Source organism: Vibrio sp. V42_P2S4T144 (assembly GCF_009904715.1).
GTDB lineage: Bacteria > Pseudomonadota > Gammaproteobacteria > Enterobacterales > Vibrionaceae > Vibrio > Vibrio alginolyticus.
Genome location: NZ_WXWS01000401.1, coordinates 1 through 3,381, shown reverse-complemented (window position 1 = coordinate 3,381; position 3,381 = coordinate 1). Strand labels below are relative to the sequence as shown.

Sequence of the window (3,381 nt, the reverse complement as noted above, 5' to 3'; positions counted from 1 at the left end):
ATTGTAGCAACGGCGAGCTCCTAAGTAAGCTTCTTCTTCTATTCTTTAATAAAATTCACATTACTGTCGATTTAATAACCTAAAGCTGAGGTTATTTGAAGCTGGCTTTACAATCCTCAATACATGACCTGGCAGCTTTAATATAAGTCAATGACATCCCTGCTGATTTTATCAGCAACCACGAATTTTTCTTAAAGTAAATCATAAACGCGCTATAGTGGGTCTGGTAGTATTCCCCCTGTTCTTCATCGGAAACATAAGGCGCATTGTGCAAGCAACTTCTAAATTTCGGCTCTATTGGGCAAACAAGACCATAAATTACAGCGTTCTTATCCTAATCACCTTACTGGGTGTAGTTATCCCGACTTGGTACTTCGAGCAAAACACGCTGATAACGCCATTAATATTAGGCGTTATTGCTGCTGCTTTGGCTGAAAGTGATGACAGTTTCACTGGACGCATCAAGGCTCTGATTCTCACCTTTCTCTGTTTTGCGCTTGCTGCTTTTTCAATTGAAATCTTGTTCGATACCCCTTGGGCATTTGCATTAGGGTTATTTATCTCAACCTTTGGTTTTATCATTCTTGGGGCGATAGGTCCTAAGTACGCGAGTATTGCTTTTGGTTCGTTGCTGATCGCTATTTATACTATGCTTGGCGCACATGAAAGCACCAACATTTGGTTTCAGCCACTACTGCTTTTGACTGGTGCCGCCTGGTATTACTTCATGTCCATGATTTGGCAGATATTTTGGCCCCTTCAACCGGTGCAACAAAGCCTAGCCAATGTGTTTTTCCAAATGGCGAATTATCTTGATGCGAAAGCCAAGCTTTTTCACCCTGTGACCAACTTGACGCCACAACCGCTGAGGATTGAAGCTGCAAAATGCAATGCTGCCACGGTTACGGCACTAAACGCTTGTAAAACCACATTACTTAACCGATCGAAACGGGGTCACATTGATGGGCCTAGTGACCGATTTTTAAATATTTATTTCATCGCTCAAGACATTCACGAACGAGTCAGTTCTAGCCATTATCGCTATCAGGATTTAGCGACCGAATTTGAACGTTCTGATGTGCTGTTTCGTTTTAAATATCTTTTGGAGTCTCAAGCCCAAGCGTGTCGTGATATTGCACTAGCCATTCAGCTAGGAAATGAATACTCCCATACCGATCAATCTATTCTGGCATTAGCTGAAGTACAAAACTCTCTTGCTTATCTAGAAGAACAAAAGCAAGGGCACTGGAAACGTCTTCTGATGCAGTTAACATATTTATTCAACAACTTAGCGACGGTAGAAAAACAGCTTAATAACATTAACAACCCAGATGTTGAAGGCCTCGAAGAAGATACCCTCGCCGATACCAACCCACACACGCTAAAAGCGATGTGGCAGCGTATATCAGCAAATTTACACAAAGATTCGATGCTGTTTCGGCATGCATTACGTATGTCAATTGCCTTAACGATTGGCTATGGAATCATTCAAATATTCAACATCGACCGAGGTTACTGGATACTCTTAACCACTTTATTCGTATGCCAACCGAACTACAGTGCCACTCGCCAAAAATTGACGGCAAGAGTAATAGGTACATTAGCTGGTTTGTTGATTGGTGTACCATTGCTGACTTTTTTCCCTTCTCAAGAAAGCCAGTTAGTATTTATCGTTATCTCTGGTGTGATGTTTTTCGCCTTCCGGATGAACAACTATGGGTACGCGACTGGTTTTATTACACTGCTCGTCCTCTTCTTATTTAATCAACTAGGTGAAGGTTACGCAGTTGTCCTTCCTCGACTAGCAGATACCCTCATCGGGTGTGTGCTTGCAGTAGGAGCTGTATTAGTTATTTTGCCCGACTGGCAGTCGAGAAGGCTTCACAAAGTTATGTCGGATGCGATAGAGGCGAACAAGCAGTATCTCGATCAGATCATTGGTCAGTATAGAATCGGCAAGAAAGACAATTTGAGCTACCGTATCGCTCGCCGCCAGGCCCACAATAATGATGCCTCACTCTCTTCTGCGATTAGTACGATGCTGGCGGAGCCTGGCAAATATCGCGCAGCTGTTGATGAAAGTTTTCGCTTCCTAACGTTAAATCACGCAATGTTGAACTATATTTCTGCATTAGGCGCGCACAGAACTCGCATCGAAGATGAGTCAATTCATAAACTCGTTTTAGATGCTCACCGTTGTATTCATCAACATCTGGATGTACTTCATAAACAGCTTCACCAGCATTGTGAGGAGTGTGACCTATCTAATATTGATGATGCTGGACTCGAGCAACGCTTAAATGAATGGCGCGATGAAGACGACAGCTCTGCCCGCATGGTATTGCAGCAACTTCATCTTATCTATCGCATGCTCCCAGAGCTTCATTCACTTGCTAGTAAGTTTGCCGTCAGGGTAAGTTAGTAACATTCAAACCATATGTAAGAGGGAAGCGCTATATCGCTTCCCTTTTTCTTTTTACGTTTCCATCTACCCCAAAGTGGGTAATTATGTACCTTCTTAGGAAAGATCTGACGTATCACTTAACACACCTTGACAATATTCGGACAAAAAGCAATCGATCAAATTCTAATCTATTTTGGTTGAATAAATATGTTGTATCCAAAGGATGAAGAATTTCGGGCAACGACGGATAAACCGAATCACGACGAAGGTATTGAGATGAACGCACAACAATTTAATGAACTTAAGCAAAAGCTCAGTGATTTAACGGCAAGTCAGTTAAAGTCATTACAAGGTGAGATCAGCGTGAAACTAAATAAAGCGCAAAAACCGGTTCTATCTGGTGAAGAAAGAGAAATGCTTGCCAAACTGTTTGCCTAATCAAGTCATTGATATAAAACACTTGAACGTTTTATAAACTCCACCTATGCTCTCACTATCATAATGTTGGGAGTAGTGATATGCCTGTATCGGGAATTCAATCTGGATACCACATCGTTCAGATGTCACAACAAATGGCCGAGAAAGCTGCACATGGCATTAGCAATAATGTAAGTAAGGTAAAAGAAAAGCTTTCTGATCACAACATCGATTTAGCTGCGGTTGCGGATGTCGCAATAACAGCCTCAACACCTAGCCTTCCCTCTCAAAAAGTTGAATCTCTCAGCAACCTCGCACAAGCCGCTGGTTATAACCGAGTTGGCGCGTCTGTCATAGAGAAAAACAATGAAATCATTGGCAGCTTGCTAGACATCCACGTTTAGGCGATTTAACGTCAAATTATCGCTATTTTAATTTCCAACTATCACTATAACGTCGTAACAAGATAACCCCTTTGCTTCGCTCTTTATTTCTATTTCGATTCAAATACTCCTGTTTAAAATCAAGCTTTCCCGAAAAAAATGGGCGGCTTATCAGAG

At 41.9% G+C, this 3,381-nt stretch carries 3 protein-coding genes; all 3 read left to right on the top strand.

All coding sequences use genetic code 11. From position 1 onward, the window contains the following. The first annotated feature begins 268 nt into the window (after positions 1-268). The 3 genes from yccS to CAG68_RS13525 all read left to right on the top strand — a co-directional run bounded on the left by yccS (position 269) and on the right by CAG68_RS13525 (position 3,225). Positions 269-2,422, top strand: coding sequence for a YccS family putative transporter (gene yccS / locus CAG68_RS13530; RefSeq protein ID WP_005376573.1), 2,154 nt, complete (start codon positions 269-271; stop codon positions 2,420-2,422). A 189-nt stretch (positions 2,423-2,611) separates the two neighbouring features. Next, on the top strand, positions 2,612-2,842 hold the full coding sequence (locus CAG68_RS22165) for a hypothetical protein (protein WP_005376575.1): 231 nt from the start codon (positions 2,612-2,614) through the stop codon (positions 2,840-2,842). Positions 2,843-2,922: 80 nt separating this feature from the next. Continuing rightward, positions 2,923-3,225: a hypothetical protein gene (locus CAG68_RS13525; RefSeq protein WP_042520711.1), complete on the top strand. Its 303-nt coding sequence runs from the start codon at positions 2,923-2,925 to the stop codon at positions 3,223-3,225. Positions 3,226-3,381: the final 156 nt, after the last annotated feature.

Bases quoted from the DNA above. Each gene is read 5' to 3' on its own strand.
- CAG68_RS22165 (WP_005376575.1), top strand. From the start codon at position 2,612: ATGTTGTATCCAAAGGATGAAGAATTTCGGGCAACGACGGATAAACCG.
- CAG68_RS13525 (WP_042520711.1), top strand. From the start codon at position 2,923: ATGCCTGTATCGGGAATTCAATCTGGATACCACATCGTTCAGATGTCA.